We start from the raw sequence: 16,994 nt of genomic DNA on the forward strand, positions 1-16,994 counted from the left end.
CCTCCTGGAAGGAACCACCGTGGTACTCGACTGGCTCATCAACGGCGCGATCGGCGGCGCCGTCGTGTCCCTCGTCGCCTTCGTCCTGTCCCGCTTCGTCCACGACGTCGTCGGCCGCGTCTGGCTCGCCTTCGTCCTGGTGGCGGCCGCCTTCTTCTACCTCGTGTTCGCCTCACGCGCGGACGCGGGCACCGCCTGGCTGATCGGCGAGGTCGCCGGCCTCGTCATCTACGGCGGGATGGGTGTGCTCGGCAACCGCCGCTCCCCGATGTGGCTCGCGGCGGGGTGGGCCCTGCACCCGGTGTGGGACATGCTGCTGCACCACGTCGGCCCGGGCCGCTCCTTCACGCCCGAGGCCTACCCGATCTCCTGCGTGAGCTGGGATCTCCTGGTCGCCGCCTACATCGCGGCCGCGTACGGGTTCGGGCTGCTCGGCGGCCGCCGGTCGGGGCTGCGCGCGGAGCGCGCGGTGCGCGGTACGGCGCGGTAGCGGAGGGCGAGTGCGGCCGGGCCCGAGCGGTCCGGCCGCGTCGCCACGTCCTCTACGCGCCCAGCCGCCGCCTCGGACGCGGCGACCCCGGGCCTCCGACCGCCGCGGAAGGCGTCCACGAACAGGGCGTGGGCGGCGCGCACCTGCACGGTGTAGTCGTGGGCGAACTCGACCACCCTGGTCACCGCGCACTCGGAGAAGGAAGACACGGAAGACACGGCCCGCACCTGGAAGAAGGGGTTCGGGCCCGAACACCGCCGCCGATCACGTCGTGGTGCTCGACACCGCCCTGGCCCAGCTCCCCGCCCCGCTGCGGGCCGGCGACGGGACCGGGCGGGTGGCGGTGCTGGTGTGCACCGACGCCGCCGGCGCCGCCCGCGAGTTCGCCGCCCACCTGCAGGCCCGGGGTGTGGAGTTCTCGGTCGGAGCCAGCTGCGCCCACCTCGACGTGCACGCCGGCCTCGCGCAGCTGCCGGCGGCGGCGTGGCCCCCGGCGTATCAGGCCCGCAAGCCCCGCGCCGCCGAACACGGCGTGCAGATCGAGCCCTGCCCTGCGTGGAGAACGTGCTCGACGAGCACCCGCGGCTCGGCACCCCGGCGCTGGTCGCGATACCCGATCCCCGGCTGCAGGAGCGCGCCCGCGCGGTCGTCGTCCTCGTCCCGGGCGAGCCCGCTGATGCTGAAGGAGGTGCGGCGGTTACAGATTCGGATCGTCCGCCGATCGTGGGTCATGCAGTGGCGCGGAGCGCAGCTGCGCGTCCAGGGCGGCGGGCGGTGGCCCGTAGGGCAGTCCGATCAGTGCGATGAAGCCGCGCGCGATGCTGTCCGGAGTATGCGGCCCGTCCGGCTGATACCACCAGTACATCCAGGCGAGCATGCCGAGCAGGCCATTCGTGATGATCTCGGTGGGCTGGTCCGCCGGCAGCGCGCCGGCAGCCTGGGCGCGTTCGACGAGCTGGGTCGTCTGCTCGACGAACGTCCGCTGGTCGGCCGCGACCGCACGCGCGACCTCTGGCGGGAACGTCCGGTACTCCTTCCAGTACACCGCGTAGGAGTAGCGGTTGCGTGCCAGCGCAGCGGTGAAGGCATAGATCACGCTGCGCAGCTGTTCGACGGGGTCGTCGCTGGCCCGGAATGCCGCCGCGGTGGAGGCGCTGAAGTCCCTGTCCACCTGGCGGGCGATCTCAACGAGGAGATCGTGTTTGCTGCCTACGTAGTGGTAGATGGCCGACTGCGTCAGGCCGACCAGCGCCGCGATCTCCTTCGTTGTGCCGCGCTCGAACCCGCGCAGGAAGAACACCTGCGCGGCGGCTTCGAGGATCTCCCGTCGCCGCCGGTCCCAGCCGTCGTCGTCAACGGGTCCACGAGCTGAACCCTCCTGGTCGCCGGTGGGGGATGTGCCGTGCGGCTCCGGGGCTCGACGTGCCATCGGAGCAGCCTAGCCGCGCTGCATCTGCGCGCCCGACGTCGAGGGCACGGGAACGAAGTCTTGACTCACGAGCCTCTACGAGCGCAGACTGTCGGTGATTGATAGACCTATCAAAACGGGGCGACAATGTCAGTCACGGAGTATTCTCGGGAAGTTCCGTCGGGTCTGACGGTGCATGCAGCAGGGCATCGAACGAATTACTACGACAACGGTGAGGGGCCGCCGCTCGTCCTGCTTCACGGGTCAGGTCCGGGCGTTAGCGCATACAGCAACTGGCACAGCGTGACGCCGTTGCTCGCCAGTAATTTCCGGACGATTGCTCCGGACATCGCCGGCTACGGGCTCACTGAGTTCAGGGCCGACGGCCACTACGACATCAAGCTGTGGGCCGCCCATCTGCTCGCCGTTCTCGACGCGCTGGAGGTCGACCGCGCGGTCCTTGTCGGCAACAGCTTCGGTGGGGCACTCGCGATCGCCACGGCCGTGTTCGCCCCGGAACGGGTCGCCGGGCTGGTCCTGCTCGGCACCCCGGCCGGGGAGTTTCCGATGACCCCGGGACTGCGTTCGGGCTGGTACTACGAACCCAGCCCGGAGAACATGCGGGCGATCCTCCGGGAGTTCCCCTTCGACCCGGGCATCGTGACCGACGAGATGGTCGCTGCGCGGTACGCGCTCTCGGCGCGTCCGGGTGCGCAGGAGGCGTTCCGGCGGCTGGTCCCCGAACCGTCGGGCGCCGACGGCGGCACGGTGCGTGGCGCCGGTGCGGGGTTCCTGGCCAAGGTCGCCGCGCCGGCACTGATCGTGCACGGCCGGGAGGACCGCGTGGTGCCACTCGAGGCGGGACTGTTCGCGGGCAGGCACATCCCGGGGGCCGACATGCACGTCTTCGGCCGCTGCGGGCACTGGGTCCAACTGGAGCGACCGGAGGCCTTCGCCCGGCAGGTCGCCCTGTTCGCCGGAGGGCTCGGATGAGCCAGACGATGCTCGAGAAGGTCCTCTACGACCTCAGCGTCGATCGATCGGCCAAGAAGGCCTTCCGAGACGATCCGCGCGCCCTGCTCGCGGGCTACCGCCTCACCGCCGAGGAGATCGAGCTGATCTGCGACTTCGACCTGCACGCGCTCCGGGAACGGGGGGTCAATCCGATGCTGCTCATGGGCTACTGGCAGCTCGCCCGCCAGGACATGACGAGCTACCTGCGCCGCATCGCGGGACCGCGCGACATGGAGGGAAAGGCGTAGTCATGGGGCAGATCGTCGGAGGGTTCCTCGTCCCGCACGACCCACTGATCTTCGCCGCACCCGACACAGTGCCGGCCGAGGTCAAGGACGCCGTCTTCGACGCTTACGCCGAGGCGGCCCGTCGCCTCGGCGAACTGCGCGCCGACGCCGTCGTGGTCTTCGGCACCGATCACTACATCCTCTTCGGTCCCGGCTGCCTGCCGCAGGCGCTCATGGGGGTCGGCGAGCTCGACGGTCCGATCGACCGGATGCGGGGCCTGGACCGCCGGGTCATCCCGCACCACCCCGAGCTGGCCGACCACATCCTGCGCCACGTGCTGGACGGAGACTTCGACCTGGCCTGCGCCAAGGTCCTCACGGTCGACCACAGCGTCGCCATCCCCCAGCAGTTGGTCGTCGCCCCGGCAGGCGACCTCCCGATCATCCCGTTCTACCTGGCCTGCGGCGTCGACCCGGTGATCCCGATGCGGCGCGCAGCGCACCTGGGCGGGCTCGTGCGCAGCGCCGTCGAGGCGTGGCCGGGCGATGAGCGGGTCGTGGTCATCGGCAGCGGCGGGATCAGCCACTCCGTCGGCGAAGCCGACATGGGACGGGTCAACGTCGAGTTCGACCAGATGATCCTCGAGCTCGTCGCCGAGGGCGACGTCGAGGGCCTGTGCGCCCTGAGCGACGACGACGTCGTGCGCGACGGCGGCAACGGGGCTCTGGAGATCAGGAACTTCGCCGCGGCGCTGTCCGCCGTCCCGAACCCGCGCGGGGAGCTGATCGCGTACCGGCCCGTACCGCAGTGGATCACCGGCCTCGGCTTCGTCGAGGTGCGCGCGGCATGAACAGGCCGGGTTCCGACGAGCAACGAGAGGCGAGGACAGCAGTCATGCAGCGAGCCGAGCGGCGGCTGAGTGTGTGTCCGGTGGCCGAGCTACCCCCCGGGACGATGCGCCGCGTCGAGGCGCCCGACGTCGAGGCGATCACCGTGTACAACGTGGACGGTGAGTTCTACGCGACCGCGGACACGTGTACCCACGCGCTCGCCAGCCTCGCCGAGGGCGACCTCGAGGACGCCGAGGTCAGCTGCCCGGTGCACTGGGCCCGGTTCGACGTGCGCACCGGTGCCGCGCTGTGCTTCCCGGCCACCGAGGACCTGACGACCTACCGGGTGGAGGTCGCCGACGGCATCGTGAGGGTTGTGCTCGATGCCTCGCGGACCGGTCCGGACCCGACCGGCCCGTCCTCAGGCAGCGCGGCATGAGCCCCGCGGGGAGCGACATCACGCACCTGGTCGACATCGACGAGGGCTGGGTGGACCGCTCGATCTACTGGGACCCCGACATCTACGCTCTGGAGCTGGAGCGGATCTTCGCGCGGGCCTGGCTGTTCCTGGCGCACGAGTCGCAGATCCCCCGGCCCGGCGACTTCGTCACGACGTGGATGGGCCAGGACCGCGTGATCGTCGTGCGTGGCCGCGACGGCACCGTGGGCGCCTACCTCAACAGCTGCCCGCACCGGGGCAACGTCGTCTGCCACGCCGAGGCCGGCCGGGCGCGCGGGTTCGTGTGCAACTACCACGGGTGGTCCTTCGGCCTGGACGGCAGCCTCGTGGGCATGCACGAGGTCGAGGCCTTCGAACGCACTCCGGGGTTCGACCGGCGCAAGCTGGGCCTGACCCCCGTCGCGAAGATCGACACCTACAAGGGGCTCGTCTTCGCGACGTTCGACCCGGACGCGCCCTCGCTCCCCGACTACTTCGGGGAGTTCACGTACTACCTCGACGTCATGCTGGACAACGACGAGGGCGGCACCGAGTTCATGCCCGGCTGCATCCGGTCGATGCTGCCGTGCAACTGGAAGGTCGCCGCCGAGAACTTCGCCGGCGACGCCCTGCACGCCGGATGGACCCATGACTCCGGGGCGCAGGCGATGTTGGGTCGCGGGGTCGGCAAGGTGTCCGACGAGAACAGCTACCAGGCCAACATCAACGGCCACTGTTGGGAGTTCAACCTCGATCTGCTCGGGAACGCCGCCACGTTCGGCGACCGGTCGGTCCTCAGGTGGCTGCGTTCGCGGGAACCGGAGATGGCGCAGCGGCTGGGCCCGATCCGGGCGCGCATGGTCGGCTCGATGTCCTCGGTCAATGTCTTCCCGAACTTCTCGTTCCTGCCGGGGCAGAGCACGTTCCGGGTGTGGCAGCCGCGCGGACCGCAGCGGACGGAACTGCAGACGTGGGTGCTGGTGAACCGCAACGCTCCCGACCACATCAAGGAGGCCTACCGCAAGGGCGTGATGATGACCTTCTCGCCGGCCGGGGTGTTCGAGATGGACGACGGCGACAACTGGCAGTACGCGACCCGAGCGAACGACGGCGTCGTCACCCGTCGTCAGCGGCTCTACTACGGCCTGGGTCTCGGGACGGGCATCGATCATCCCGAGCTGCCCGGCAACGTCCACCAGGGCCAGGTCAACGATGCGAACCAGCGCGCCTTCCTGCAGCGGTGGGCCCAGCTCATGGACGCGCGGAGCTGGTCGGAGGTGGCCTCGTGAGCGACGTCGTCGACGAGATGGCCCTGCATTTCGAGGTGAGTCGGTTCCTCTACCGGGAGGCCCGGCTGCTGGACGAAGAACGCTACGACGACTGGCTCGCGCTCTTCACCTCCGACGTCCACTACTGGGTACCGGGCGTGGAGAACCGGATGCGGCGCGACCCCCTGGGCAGCATCACGCGGTCGCACATGGCCTTCTTCGACGACACCTTCATGGATCTCTCCCGGCGCGTCGCGCGTTTCCAGGCCCCCACCGCCTGGGCAGAGGACCCGGCGACCCGCCACGTCCATGTCGTGACCAACATCGAGGTGGAGCAGGTCGGAGCCGAACCCGGCAGCGGCCCGGACGGCCCTTCCCCGCACGGTGAGGAGCCACCCGCCCCCGGGGAGATGCTCGTCCGCTCGGTGCTTGTGAGCTACCGCAACCGCAACCACGACGAGGAGGACGTCCTCAGCGCCCGCCGGACCGACGTCCTCCGCCGGACCGACGACGGGCTACGGATCGCCCGACGCACCGTCGTCATGGGCCAGTCCGTGCTGCTCTCGCAGAACATCAACACGTTCCTGTGAGCGGATCGGAGAGGCTGCGCGGACAGGTCGCCCTCGTCTCGGGCGGGGCAAACGGCATCGGACGCGCCGTGGTGGAGCGGTTCCTCGCCGAGGGTGCGTGCGTGGGCGTGCTCGACCGGCAGCCCGACGCGCTGCACGACCTGCGGGCCGAGTGGTCCGACCGGCTGGTCGTCGTGGGCGGCGACGTCCGGGACGCCGCCGCCCACGAGGCGGTCCTCGACGCGACCTCGCAGAGTTTCGGGCCGGTGGACACCTACGTGGCCAACGCGGGCATCCATGACATGTGGACGCGGCTCGAGGACATCCCCACCGACCAGTTGCCCGCCGCGTTCCACGAGCTGTTCACCGTCGACGTCCTCGGCTACCTGCTGGGGGCGCGGAGGATGGCGAGCGCGTTGCGGGCGGCCCGTGGCAGCATGATCTTCACCGCCTCCAGCAGCAGCCGCTACGCCGGCGGCGGCGGCGCGCTGTACGTGGCAGCCAAGCACGCCGTCGTCGGGCTCGTGCGCCAGCTCGCCCACGAGCTCGCTCCCGACGTGCGCGTCAACGCGATCGCGCCCGGCGCGACGGCGACCGGGTTGAGCGGGCTGTCGGACTCCGAGGTCGGCCGTGGACGGTTGGACGAGCGACCCGGGCTGATGGACCGAGTCGCGGAGACGGTGCCGCTGGGCTTCGTCGCCGAACCGGCAGACCATGCGGCGCTGTATGTCCTGCTCGCCAGCGCCACCGAGGCCCCCTTCGTGACGGGCGCGGTACTGCCCAGCGACGGCGGTCTCGACGTGCGTCGATCCGGACGTCACCACCGCAGGCAGCGGATGTCCGGCGCGAGCGCGGCGGCCCAGACATGACCGTCACAACCCCCCACGGTGTCAGCACACGCAGCAACAGTCCGGTGGGAACACCGGGACCGGTGCTGGCCCGGCTGCGGATACCGGTCATCGCCGCACCGATGTTCCTGGTGTCCGGCCCCGAACTGGTGCTGGCCGCCCACCGCGCCGGGATCGTCGGGGCCTTCCCGGCGCCCAACGCCCGCGAGCTCGCCGACTTCGACCGGTGGTGCCAGACGATCAGCACCGGCGTGGCCGCGGACGCCGGTGGCACTGTTGCGCGAGGCAGCGGCGCCTGGGCAGTGAACCTGTTCGCCCACCGCACCTACCGGCGTCTGGACGCCGAGGTCGACATCCTCTGCCGGTACCGGCCCGACCTGGTGATCACTTCCCTGGGTGCGCCGAACCGCGTCGTGGACGCCGTCCACGGCTACGGGGGTGAGGTCTTCGCCGACGTCGCCACCCTCGCCCAGTCGAAGCGGGCCCTGGCGGCAGGCGTCGACGGGCTCGTCCTCGTGTGCGCGGGCAGTGGCGGTCACACCGGGACCTTCAGCCCGCTGGCCTTCGTCTCCGCGGTCCGGGGCTTCTACGACGGCCCACTGCTCGTCGCCGGCGGGATCGGTGACGGCCGCGCTGTGGCCGCGGTCGAGGCCCTCGGCGCAGATGGAGCCTACGTGGGGACGCGATTCATCGCGGCGACCGAGAGCCTCGCGAGCGAGCAGTACCGAGACATGCTCCTCACCGCGGAGATGGCGGACGTCGTGGCGAGCCGAGCCGTCACCGGGGTGACCGCCAACTGGTTGCGACCCAGTCTCGAACGCGCCGGCTACGACGTCGACGGCGCGGGGCCGGCGGACTTCTCGGGTGATCTGCAGGGCGCCAAGCCGTGGAAGCAGCTGTGGTCGGCCGGCCATGGCGTCGGCAGTGTCCGCTCGGTCACCACGGTGCGAGCGATCGTCGACGAGCTGGTCGCCGACCGCGCCGCAAGCCTGCGACGGCTCGCCGATCGGGCCGCCGCCGGCGGGAACTCCTACGACAGTGCAGTGCAAATCGGGTCGGGGCCGGAGAAGGGTGAGTCATGAGGGTTCTCGGTGAGGTCCTCGTCAAGCAGGGCAGGGCCCTGCCCGACCGCATCGCGTTGATCGACCCACGTCGGGATCGTCAGTACTCGTTCGCCGAGGTGGCGCAGCGATCGGCCCGAATCGCGAACGGCTTGGCGGAGCTCGGTGTAACCAGGGGAGACCGGGTCGCCATGCTGCTCGGCAACTGCGCAGTCTGCGCCGAACTCCCCTTCGCCGTCGGTCTCCTCGGTGCGGTGACCGTCAACGTCAACGAGCGTCTCAAGCATGACGAGGTCGAGTTCATCCTGGCCGATTCCGGCGCGGCGGTCGTGGTCACCTCGACGGACCTGCTCGACACCGTCCACGCGGTCCGGGAGCGTCTGCCGCAGCTGCGCCACGTGGTCACCGTGGACGGTGCCGCGCCGGGCACGGTGGACTTCGAGGCCATGGTGGCCGACGCGTCCCCGACCCCGCCCCAGGTGGAGGTGGCCGAGAGCTCGACCGCGATGCTGATCTACACCAGCGGCACCACGGGCCGGCCGAAGGGCGTCCGGCTCACGCACGCCAACCTCATTCACAGCGCGACGAACTTCCTGGTCGAGGGGTTCCACAACGCCGGCGGTGTCTACCTCGCCTGCGTGCCGTACTACCACGCCGCGTGCATCCCGCACATGGCCGCGCTCATGCGCGGTATGACCGTCATCGCCGTGCCGTTCGACCTCGAGACCGTCGTGGATCTCACCGAGCGCTATCGGGTCACGGACGCATTCTTCGTGCCGACGATGATCGCACTGCTGCTACAGCGCACTGACCTGCTCGACGCACACGATCTCTCCAGCCTGCAGACGATCTTCTACGCCGCGGCCCCGATCCCCGTCCCCGTGCTCAGCGTCGCGCTGGAACGTTTCGGGCCGATCTTCGTCCAGATGTACGGGCTCAGCGAGAGCGCCACCATCAGCACCGTCCTGCGCAAGGAGGACCACCGGCTCGACGGTGACCATCGCCGGCTGAGTTCGTGCGGACGGGAGATCACGCACGTGGAGGTTCGGATCGGTTCCGTGGACGAGGAGTGCCCGCCGGGGGAGCGCGGCGAGGTGCTCCTCCGGGGGGCGAACGTCATGGCCGGCTACTGGGGCTTGCCGGAGGCGAGTGAGCAGGCCCTGAAGGGCGGCTGGCTGCATACCGGCGACATCGGCATCCGGGACGAGGACGGCTACCTCTACATCGTCGACCGCAAACACGACATGATCATCACCGGCGGCGCCAACGTGTACCCGCGCGAGGTGGAGGACGTGCTGTACTCACATCCGGCCGTCGCGGAGGCGGCGGTCATCGGCGTCCCCGACCAGACGTGGGGCGAGACCGTCCTAGCGGTGATCGCGCCCTGTCCGGACCGCACGGTGACCGAGGCTGAACTCGTCGACTTCTGTGCCGAGCGGCTGGCCGACTACAAGAAGCCGCGACAGGTCGTGTTCGTCGACACGATCGTCAAGACGCCAGTCGGGAAGATCGACAAAGCGACGCTGCGCGCCGGGTTTGCCCGAATGGGGGTGTGACGGGCCGAGGCGGAGATGCGCACCGCCGCCGGTTTCGCTGCCGAGCTGGGGGCCCCGCGCCGAGCACCTCGCCGCCATTCGCGCGGTGCGCGAGGCGTGGGCCGTCGACGCCGCCCGCGCCGAGCAGCGCGCCCAGCTTGCCGGCGACGAACTGGAAAAGCGCGGCCTGCCTCGTGATCTGGTCCCGACGGCGGCCGGTGAGCAGGCCGCACTGTTCGATCCGACGCCGCGAGCACCTCCGCGACCGCGGAACGGGCTGCCTTGCGCTCGCGCACGATCGATGCAGGAGAACACCTCCCTCACCTGCTTGCCGGCGGCGGTCGCGGTCATGAATCGCATGACGTAGGCGTTGCGGGCCTCGACGAACTCGGGGAGGTCCTGGGTGGGCTATTGCGAGGCGCTCGCCGCCTTCCTCCAGCGCCAGGTCTGAACCTGAGGGGAGGAGGCACGCGGATGCAGCTACCCCGGATCGCGGGTGTCGGCGGTGGGTGGGGACCTCCACACTGGCCGCTACGCTGCGGGCGCGCGACGGCGGGATTTATCGCGACGGCGGGATTTATCGCGGCGGCGATGTGGTCGACGTGCTCGTGGCCCGCTTGACCATGTATTCGCTCGGGCACTCAGCGGGCGATCGCGGCAACGCCCGGTCCTTGCGGGCCTGCGGTCCTTGCGGTCATGCCGACATCCCGGGCGACTCGGGTGGCGATCACATACGCCCCGGGGCGGGTCAACCGGCCCGCAGGATCTAATGGCCTCGGTCGCCGAGGTGACCCGCTGGCAACCGGGGCCTGGAGGCGAGCTTCACGATGGCCGGAGCGGCAGTGCTGGGCCGGGCAGCGCGGACGGGTTGACCGGGCGGATCCGCATCGCCTACGACCCGGCCGGCCGGGGCGACATGACGGCCGGATCGGAGGCAACGCCAAGGGCTCCCGCCGCGCTGCCCCGCCGACGGTGGCACGTCCACGCCGTCCTCGGAGGCCTCGTCGTCTAGTGCGTCATGGACAAGACCGCTGTTCGAACCGGTTCTGCGTCTGCTGCCTGCCCCTTGCAGGGTCGTGGTCCGTCACCTGAGTGTTGACAGACCATATCTCTCATCCTAAATTGGGCAACCTCCGAGTACTCTGATACTAGATTTCCGCCTCTTTGGGGCGCCGCACTGGGCGAGGCTGCGATCTGGAGGCCGTCACCGACATCTGCGCGTCGCGCTGCTCTGAATCGTTGCCCGGTTTGGTGATCGGGCGTGAGGGCGGCACATCCTTCGTCCCAAATGGTGTCCACGGCCGCGCCCGGGGTCAGAGCACCACGCGATGCATCGATTCCACAGGAAGGAACCCTTGATGAATGGTCATCCGGTCACGTCCCGGACGCTGGGTCAGCGCAACAAGTTCAAGCTGGGCCTGTTCTCCTACAACACCTACGGCGGGCTGACGAACACGCTCGCTCCCGAGCGGTGGGACGCGTCCTGGGATAACACGGTGGCACTCACCAAGGCCGCGGAGGATGCCGGCCTGGAGTTCGTGCTGCCACTGGCCGGATGGCTGGGCCACGAGGGTGCAGCGCCGACCGACGGACACTTCCACGAGACCATGGCGTGGGCGGCAGGCCTGCTGCAGGCGACGAGCCGGATCAACGTGTTCGCGACGATCCACGTCCCGTTCCTCAACCCGGTCTTCGCCGCCAAGCAGGCCGCCACCTGTGACCACATCGGCAATGGCCGGTTCGGGCTCAACGTGGTCGCCGGATACAACCGCGACGAGTTCAACATGCTCGGTGTCGACTACCTCGGCCACGAGGAGCGCTACGCCTACCTCGAGGAGTGGCTCACCCTCGTCAAGCGGATGTGGACCGAGGAGGCACCGTTCGACTTCGCCGGCGAGCACTTCAACCTCAAGGGCGTGTGGAGCAAGCCCCGGCCGGTAGGCCCTGACCGCCCGATCGTGGTCAGCGCCGGCTCCTCCCCCGCCGGTCGCAGCTTCGCCCTGCGCCAGGCCGACGCCCTGTTCATGATCATCACGAATCTGGACCTGCTCGCCGACGACCTGACCCAGGTGCGGGCGTCGATGGCCGACCGGCCGATCGAGGTGTACGCCAGCGGGCACGTGATCTGCCGCAAGACGAAGAAGGAGACCGAGGAGTACCTGCACTACCTGGTCCATGAGCAGGGCGACTGGGCAGCCGGGGAGTACATGCGGAAGTCCTACGAAGAGATCAAGTCCATCCCGGACGCCGTACTCCAGAGCCCCGAGTTCCTCGAGCGACTGATGAGCGGGCACGGCACGTTCCGCGTGATGGGCGACCCGGACGAGGTCGTCGCGACGTTCCAGCGCATCAGCGATGCCGGCGTGAACGGCATGGCCGTCGCCCTGCCGAGCTACCTCGCCGACTTCGAGATCTTCCGCGACGAGGTCCTGCCGCGGATGGAGGCGGCCGGGTTGCGGGAGAAGTTCGTGCTTCCTGAATGATCCGGTGAGCACGGCGAAGCCGGGTGCGCTCGGGCGACATCCCGCCCGGGCGTACCCGGCTCCGCGGGTTCCGGTGCTTCATCGACGCTTGGTTTCGGGCACAGGACAGCGAGCCCGTGATCGTCACGGATGTACTCCGCACCCGGCAAGGAATCGAGCAGGGCCCGCATCCGCTCGGCAGTCGTCACCCGCGGTCCGCTGAATCGTCGATCTCAGGAGCAGGCCGCCGGTGGCGAGCGCGTCGATGACGCATTTCGCTCGTGCTGGTTGCGCGGTTATTACACAGCTGGGAACGACGGCTCGCCGAGCTCGGCGGCCCTGTGAGCGCTCGACCGGGACTCAGTCGTGGCGCTGCTCAGCGAGAACCTCGTCCACGTCCGGCCACCGGATCCGAGTCTCCATCTTGGCTCGTTGATTGCGTTGCAGATCATCCATAAGCCACTGGAACATGCTGGTGATGGCTTCCGCGGCAGCAGCGGAGTCCGACATCCGAATGGCCTCGACCACGGTGCTGATCCGCTCGGTGAGCTCCGGGCGACTGCCTCGCGGATAGCGCCACGGCACTGTCGTGGTCATCGCCGCAAGCGCCGGTACGACGGTCGCCAGCACCTCGTTGTGCGAGGCCTCCGCTACTCGGAGGTGGAACAGTCCACTCTGCACGGCGTACTCCGGCCCGGGCACCCGCTGGGCGGCCCGCAGGGCGGTGACCGATTCGTCCAGACGCTCCAGGTCTGTGTCCTTGCGGTTCGACGCCGCCAGCGCTGCGACCGAGGGCTCGATCGCCGTGCGCGCCTCGAACACCGTCCGCAGCGTGGCGCCGCGGAACTGCACGACCATGCCCATGGCACTGCCCACCACCGCCGGGCTCGGTGTCGCCAGCCGCGGGCCGCCCTGCGGACCCGACCTGATGGTGATCGCGCCGAGAAACGTCAGCAGCCGCAGCGCCTCGCGCAGCGTTCCCCGAGAGACGTTGTACTGCTCGATGAGACCGGCCTCGTCCGTCAGGGCGTCACCGGGCTCCAAGCCGCGCGCCTGGACATCGCGCAGGATGCGGCGGGCCGTGTGCGAGGGCAACGAGCCGCGGCTGACCGCTTCGCGTTCGGTCATCTCCGGCCCCCCGGCTCGAATCGGTAAGCTCATCGGATCTCTCATACTACTTCCTGGCCGATGAGCTCGGCCCAGCCCGCGGGTGGAGGCGGTGCATGCGCCGGCCTAACTGCTGCAGCAGTTAGGCCGGATGGCGCTCCTGGGCAGCCTCGCGGAACGAGACGATGAAGTCCTCGACGGCGGGCCGGCGGGTCATCCGCCAGTAGTCGAGCAGTCGCCACGGCGTGTTGGTGACGACCCGGCCGCGCGCGTTGCGGTACCAGGTGTCCATCCCGCGGTGCGTCCAGATCATTCGCTCGTGCGCCGCGTCGACCCGGGCGTTGTACTCCTCGAAGACCTCCGGCCGGCACTCGATCGCCGCGATGTCCCGCTCGATCATCGTGATGAGCAGGCGGATGACGTAGTTGACCTGGCACTCGGTGTGGAAGATGACGCTGCCGCCGTGGCCGAGGTTGGTGTTCGGCCCGTAGAGCAGGAAGAGGTTGGGGAAGCCGGGCACGGTCATGCCGAGATAGGCCCGCGCGTCGTCCTCACCCCACAGCTCGCGCAGCGACCGCCCGCCGACGCCTCGGACGTCCATCGGGTAGAGCATCCGCTTGCTCTGGAACCCGGTGGCGAACACCAGCACGTCCAACTGGTGACGGTTCCCGTCCGCGGTCACCACGGCGTCGCCGTCGATCCGCTGCACGTCCTCGGTCACCAGCCGCACGTCGTCCCGGGCGATCGTGCGGTACCAGTCGTTGTCCATGAGAATCCGCTTGCCGTAGGGCGGGTAGGTCGGAACGACCTTGTCCCAGAGGTCCTCGCGGCCGGCGAGCTGCTCGTGGATGTAGCGGGTGAAGAAGCGGCGGTGCTTGTCGTTGGTCGCGTTGATCGCCCGGTCGGGGTGCGGCCAGTCCGGGTCGATCTGTAGCGACGGGTGCAGCTTGTCGTTGAACATCCACAGCAGCCGCATCCGGTACCAGGTGGCGTAGTAGGGAACCTGCTCCATCAGCAGCCGGGTCCCGTCCTGCACCGGCCGCAGGTAGTTCGGGTTCGGCGCCACCCACTGCGGGGACCGTTGGAACACCACCACCTCTGCAGGAGTGCCGGCGATGGACGGGACGATCTGCATCGCGCTCGCCCCGGTGCCCAGGACCCCGACGCGCTTGCCGGCGAGGTCGACGTCGTGGTGCCAGCGGGCGGAGTGGAAGGCCGGGCCGGGGAAGGTCTCCAGCCCCGGGACCGTCGGCATCTGTGGCCGGTTGAGCTGGCCGACCGAGCTGATGACGACGTCGGCGCGGTAGGCCCGGGTCGCGCCGTCGGTCTCGCGTGCCACCACCTCCCAGCGCTGCGCCGCGGCGTCGAAGGTCGCGGAGACCACCTCGGTGCCGAACCGGACGTCGCGCAGGATCCCGTGCCGTTCCGCGACGCCGCGCAGGTAGTCGAGGATCTCCCCTTGTTTGGCGTAGTAGCGCGACCAGCCGGGGTGGGGGTCGAAGGAGAACGAGTACAGGTGGCTGGGCGTGTCGACCCCGGCACCCGGATAGTCGTTCTCCAGCCACGTCCCGCCGACGGTGTCGTTCTTCTCCAGCACGACGTAGGGGATGCCCAGCTCGTGCAGTTTGATCGCCGCGCAGATCCCCGAGATGCCGGCGCCGATCACCACGACCCGGAAGTCCGCCAGCTTGCGCCGCGGCGGCCCGTCGGTCCACCGGGCGTCTCGTCGGCGGAACCCCGCCTCCTCGGCCATCATCGGTGCGTACTCGTCAGGCACGGGCTCGCCCATGCAGACGCTGAGCATCTCAACGATCCGCTGGTCGCTCAGCGGCGTCGGGGTGGAGATCTGGCCGTCACGCCACCGGCGCAGCACGTCCCACGCCGCCGCCCGCACCTCGGCCTGCCGGGAGGGGGACAGGCCGCCGGTGTCGTTGTCGTCGAGCGCCTTCGTCCGGTCGGGCCGGTAGGGCTCCTCGAGCCAGGAGCGGTCGCCGGTGAGGTGTGCGAGGACCATGAGCAGGGTCGGGAGGTTCGCGCACTCCAGCGCGGCCCGCAGCTCCTCGTCGCTTGCGTCCATCCGGTTCGGATGTGCTGTCACGGTGATGACGCCTCCATGTGTGGGCCGGGCACCGCGGGCATCCGCCGGCGTCAGCGGTTGCGGATGCCGGGCCCGGGTCAGTGCTCGACGGTGCGTACGCCGGTGCGGCGCAGGAATTCGTCGATCGTCCGCAGACCCTCTGCGTGACAGGGGTGGGTCGGTAGCTGCAGGAATCCGTGCGGCGCACCGGGTACGACCACGAACTCGTGGTGCACGGCGGCCGCAGTGAGCCGGTCGGCCAGCGCTGCCGACTCGGCGAACAGCGGGTCGCGCTCGCCCGCGAGGATCAGGGTGGGCGGGAAGCCGGCGCAGTAGCGCTCGGGATGGAGCCGGGGATCGTCGAGCCGCCGGCGGGCGTCCTCCGGCTCGAGGTAGAGCTGCGTGGCTGGGTCGGGCCCGCCGAGGAGGTCGGCGAGTACCGGCAGGGCGCGGTGCACGTCGTAGATGCCATAGCACAGCAGCGCCGCGGCGACGGCGCCGGCGCGCCCGGTCGCCAGTGCCGCCGCGGCCAGGTTCGCCCCGGCGGAGTCGCCGCCGACGAGCAGCCGGGACGGGTCGCCGCCGTGGGCTGCGGCGTGGTCGCGCGCCCAGTCGATCGCGTGCACGGTGTCCTCGACCGCGGCCGGGAAGCGGTGCCTCGGCGCCCGCCGGTAGTCGACGACGATGGTCAGCAGGCCCAGCGCCGCGAGGTCAGCAGCCAACCGGCGGTGAGTCGACGGCGCGCCCATCACCCAGGCTCCGCCGTGCAGGTACACCAGGGTGGGGAACGGCGGTTCGCCGAACGGCCGGTACACATCCGCCGTGACCCGCCACCCCGCCATCTCACGCACGGGCACCTGGTGGATCACCGCGGCGACCGGGGGCAACCTCTGGTTGATGTAGGCGTCGAAGGAGGCCAGCAGGTCACGCACCGAGCCGGACCGGGGCAGGGCGAGGGTGAGCTGAAACTCCAGCAGCTCAGGCGGGAGCTCGACCGCCGCTCCGTCTCCCGGGGGCGGAGCACCGGGGCCGACCCCCGAGAGACGGAGGGTCATCTCAGTAGGCCCGTTCGAGGATGGAGATGACGTCGGCCTCGTCGGTGACCGGGCGTGGGTTGGAGGCCACGATGAGGTCGGCCATGGCGTCGTGGGCCAGGGCCGGGAACTCCGAGGGTTCCACGCCGATGTCGCGCAGCCGGGTCGGTAGCCCGAGCGAGGCGATGAATTGGCGCACCAGTTCGCCGGCGCCGGCGTCCGGGTCGGTGGTGACCCCGGCGGCGTCGGCGAAGATCTCGGCGATGCGGGCCTGCGGTTCCCGGGTGTGGTCGAGGTTGAACTCGAGCACCGACGGCAGCATCACGCAGGAGGTGATGCCGTGCGGGACACCGCATCGGGCGCCGAGTTGATGGCCGATGCCGTGGCTGAGCCCCAGGTTCACATTGGTCAGCCCGAAGATCGACTGCCAGGCCGCCACCTGGCACTGGGTGGCCGCGTACAGGTCGGTCTCGTCGCGCGCGGAGACGGGCAGGTACCGGGTCAGCCTCCGCAGCGCGTCCGCGCACAGCGCGTCGGTCACCGGCTGCGCGGTGGTCGAGCACAGCGCCTCGACCGCGTGGTCGACCGACCGCATCCCGGTGGAGGCCCACAGGTCCCGCGGGG

At 70.1% G+C, this 16,994-nt stretch carries 17 protein-coding genes; 12 read left to right on the plus strand and 5 right to left on the minus strand.

From position 1 onward, the window contains the following. Nucleotides 1-19 precede the first annotated feature (19 nt). On the plus strand, nt 20-490 hold the full coding sequence (locus tag HF519_RS11100) for a DUF6010 family protein (protein WP_169412821.1): 471 nt from the start codon (nt 20-22) through the stop codon (nt 488-490). 697 nt (nt 491-1,187) lie between these two features. On the opposite strand, the gene HF519_RS11105 is transcribed toward HF519_RS11100, so the two are convergent. Next, a complete protein-coding gene (locus HF519_RS11105) occupies nt 1,188-1,919 on the minus strand; it encodes a TetR/AcrR family transcriptional regulator (RefSeq protein WP_169412822.1) in 732 nt (243 codons plus the stop codon). A 126-nt stretch (nt 1,920-2,045) separates the two neighbouring features. Between HF519_RS11105 and HF519_RS11110 the strand changes: the two genes are divergently transcribed. The 11 genes from HF519_RS11110 to HF519_RS11160 all read left to right on the plus strand — a co-directional run bounded on the left by HF519_RS11110 (nt 2,046) and on the right by HF519_RS11160 (nt 12,173). Beyond that, entirely contained in the window at nt 2,046-2,891 is an 846-nt protein-coding gene (locus tag HF519_RS11110; RefSeq protein ID WP_169412823.1) for an alpha/beta fold hydrolase, read from the plus strand. Then, nucleotides 2,888-3,160, plus strand: a complete 273-nt coding sequence (locus HF519_RS11115; RefSeq protein ID WP_169412824.1) for an extradiol ring-cleavage dioxygenase — start codon at nt 2,888-2,890, stop codon at nt 3,158-3,160. The genes HF519_RS11110 and HF519_RS11115 overlap by 4 nt, the downstream gene beginning before the upstream one ends. Before the next feature lie 2 nt (nt 3,161-3,162). After that, nucleotides 3,163-3,990 (plus strand): DODA-type extradiol aromatic ring-opening family dioxygenase, encoded by an 828-nt coding sequence (locus tag HF519_RS11120; RefSeq protein WP_169412825.1) that lies wholly within the window; start codon nt 3,163-3,165, stop codon nt 3,988-3,990. Nucleotides 3,991-4,034: 44 nt separating this feature from the next. Beyond that, on the plus strand, nt 4,035-4,409 hold the full coding sequence (locus HF519_RS11125; RefSeq protein ID WP_169412826.1) for a bifunctional 3-phenylpropionate/cinnamic acid dioxygenase ferredoxin subunit: 375 nt from the start codon (nt 4,035-4,037) through the stop codon (nt 4,407-4,409). Continuing rightward, on the plus strand, nt 4,406-5,698 hold the full coding sequence (locus HF519_RS11130; protein ID WP_169412827.1) for an aromatic ring-hydroxylating oxygenase subunit alpha: 1,293 nt from the start codon (nt 4,406-4,408) through the stop codon (nt 5,696-5,698). Before HF519_RS11125 ends, HF519_RS11130 begins: the two co-directional genes overlap by 4 nt. Further along, nucleotides 5,695-6,267, plus strand: a complete 573-nt coding sequence (locus HF519_RS11135) for a 3-phenylpropionate/cinnamic acid dioxygenase subunit beta (protein ID WP_211169862.1) — start codon at nt 5,695-5,697, stop codon at nt 6,265-6,267. The genes HF519_RS11130 and HF519_RS11135 overlap by 4 nt, the downstream gene beginning before the upstream one ends. Beyond that, nucleotides 6,264-7,115 carry an SDR family oxidoreductase gene (locus HF519_RS11140; protein ID WP_211169863.1) on the plus strand — a complete coding sequence of 284 codons (852 nt, stop codon included), beginning with the start codon at nt 6,264-6,266 and terminating at the stop codon, nt 7,113-7,115. The genes HF519_RS11135 and HF519_RS11140 overlap by 4 nt, the downstream gene beginning before the upstream one ends. 44 nt (nt 7,116-7,159) lie before the next feature. Then, a complete protein-coding gene (locus HF519_RS11145) occupies nt 7,160-8,176 on the plus strand; it encodes an NAD(P)H-dependent flavin oxidoreductase (RefSeq protein ID WP_308259246.1) in 1,017 nt (338 codons plus the stop codon). Continuing rightward, nucleotides 8,173-9,711 carry a long-chain-fatty-acid--CoA ligase gene (locus HF519_RS11150; RefSeq protein ID WP_169412829.1) on the plus strand — a complete coding sequence of 513 codons (1,539 nt, stop codon included), beginning with the start codon at nt 8,173-8,175 and terminating at the stop codon, nt 9,709-9,711. The genes HF519_RS11145 and HF519_RS11150 overlap by 4 nt, the downstream gene beginning before the upstream one ends. A gap of 85 nt (nt 9,712-9,796) precedes the next feature. Continuing rightward, nucleotides 9,797-10,057 (plus strand): hypothetical protein, encoded by a 261-nt coding sequence (locus tag HF519_RS11155; RefSeq protein ID WP_169412830.1) that lies wholly within the window; start codon nt 9,797-9,799, stop codon nt 10,055-10,057. 991 nt (nt 10,058-11,048) lie between these two features. Beyond that, a complete protein-coding gene (locus HF519_RS11160) occupies nt 11,049-12,173 on the plus strand; it encodes an LLM class flavin-dependent oxidoreductase (RefSeq protein ID WP_169412831.1) in 1,125 nt (374 codons plus the stop codon). Nucleotides 12,174-12,512: 339 nt separating this feature from the next. Here HF519_RS11160 and HF519_RS11165 read toward each other — a convergent pair whose 3' ends face one another. The 4 genes from HF519_RS11165 to HF519_RS11180 all read right to left on the minus strand — a co-directional run. Beyond that, nucleotides 12,513-13,280, minus strand: a complete 768-nt coding sequence (locus tag HF519_RS11165) for a FadR/GntR family transcriptional regulator (RefSeq protein ID WP_169412832.1) — start codon at nt 13,278-13,280, stop codon at nt 12,513-12,515. 121 nt (nt 13,281-13,401) lie between these two features. Continuing rightward, the gene (locus tag HF519_RS11170; protein ID WP_211169864.1) at nt 13,402-15,336 is read right to left on the minus strand and encodes a flavin-containing monooxygenase; all 1,935 of its coding nucleotides are present in this window, start codon (nt 15,334-15,336) and stop codon (nt 13,402-13,404) included. A 98-nt stretch (nt 15,337-15,434) separates the two neighbouring features. After that, nucleotides 15,435-16,391, minus strand: coding sequence for an alpha/beta hydrolase (locus tag HF519_RS11175; RefSeq protein WP_169412833.1), 957 nt, complete (start codon nt 16,389-16,391; stop codon nt 15,435-15,437). Between the two features lies 1 nt (nt 16,392). Continuing rightward, on the minus strand, nt 16,393-16,994 hold a 602-nt coding region (locus tag HF519_RS11180; RefSeq protein ID WP_169412834.1), incomplete at its 5' end, for a dehydroquinate synthase/iron-containing alcohol dehydrogenase family protein.

The sequence above is a fragment of the Pseudonocardia bannensis genome, from assembly GCF_012911875.1.
In the GTDB taxonomy this organism is placed as follows: Bacteria; Actinomycetota; Actinomycetes; order Mycobacteriales; family Pseudonocardiaceae; genus Pseudonocardia; species Pseudonocardia bannensis.

Excerpts from the sequence above, each read along its gene's own strand:
- HF519_RS11170 (WP_211169864.1), bottom strand. The coding sequence starts at position 15,336 with ATGGACGCAAGCGACGAGGAGCTGCGGGCCGCGCTGGAGTGCGCGAAC.
- HF519_RS11150 (WP_169412829.1), top strand. The coding sequence starts at position 8,173 with ATGAGGGTTCTCGGTGAGGTCCTCGTCAAGCAGGGCAGGGCCCTGCCC.
- HF519_RS11160 (WP_169412831.1), top strand. The coding sequence starts at position 11,049 with ATGAATGGTCATCCGGTCACGTCCCGGACGCTGGGTCAGCGCAACAAG.
- HF519_RS11130 (WP_169412827.1), top strand. The coding sequence starts at position 4,406 with ATGAGCCCCGCGGGGAGCGACATCACGCACCTGGTCGACATCGACGAG.
- HF519_RS11175 (WP_169412833.1), bottom strand. The coding sequence starts at position 16,391 with ATGACCCTCCGTCTCTCGGGGGTCGGCCCCGGTGCTCCGCCCCCGGGA.
- HF519_RS11165 (WP_169412832.1), bottom strand. The coding sequence starts at position 13,280 with ATGACCGAACGCGAAGCGGTCAGCCGCGGCTCGTTGCCCTCGCACACG.
- HF519_RS11125 (WP_169412826.1), top strand. The coding sequence starts at position 4,035 with ATGCAGCGAGCCGAGCGGCGGCTGAGTGTGTGTCCGGTGGCCGAGCTA.
- HF519_RS11110 (WP_169412823.1), top strand. The coding sequence starts at position 2,046 with ATGTCAGTCACGGAGTATTCTCGGGAAGTTCCGTCGGGTCTGACGGTG.
- HF519_RS11105 (WP_169412822.1), bottom strand. The coding sequence starts at position 1,919 with ATGGCACGTCGAGCCCCGGAGCCGCACGGCACATCCCCCACCGGCGAC.
- HF519_RS11115 (WP_169412824.1), top strand. The coding sequence starts at position 2,888 with ATGAGCCAGACGATGCTCGAGAAGGTCCTCTACGACCTCAGCGTCGAT.
- HF519_RS11120 (WP_169412825.1), top strand. The coding sequence starts at position 3,163 with ATGGGGCAGATCGTCGGAGGGTTCCTCGTCCCGCACGACCCACTGATC.